General features: G+C 38.2%; 1 pseudogene. It reads right to left on the bottom strand.

Annotation, left to right across the window (positions count from 1 at the left end):
* Positions 1-85 precede the first annotated feature (85 nt).
* A pseudogene (locus HC175_RS16875) lies at positions 86-557 on the bottom strand (hypothetical protein); the annotation flags it as partial.

The raw sequence follows: 557 nt of genomic DNA on the forward strand, positions 1-557 counted from the left end.
TGTACAATAAAAACAAAAAGACTGCCGTTGGGCAGTCTTTTCTTTGGATATCAAGGCATTAAGTTTTGTGGCTAAATCCAAACTTTTACTCTACCCAATTAAATAATGCTATATCTACAGTAACATCCGCATCATAGGAAGCATTTAGATCTGCATCCTCACCTTCGATCTTAATTCCTGAAAGATCTGTTCTTCCGGCTTCGGTAATATCGATTTGTGTGTCATATCCTGCTAATGATAAGCCTGTAATTGTCGCACCAGATTGTTTTTTAAATTGTAAAGCTGTTCCCCCGGTAGTAGAAACTGCGGTGAAATTATTAATTGTTGGATTGCCATTGGCGCCATCAGCTTCTAATGCTGTGGAAAAATTTTCAATGCTGTGACTAACATATACATTTTCTACTGTACCATTCCAGCCTTCGGTCCAGTCTACAGCGTCATCTTCATTATTCTCAAGATAAATGTTTGAAGCAGATACAGAACCTCCAAAGAATTCTACCCCATCGTCAGATCCGTTGATAATAGCGATATTATTAATTTTGGTCGCTGCACCTACT

Source organism: Salinimicrobium oceani, from assembly GCF_012037645.1.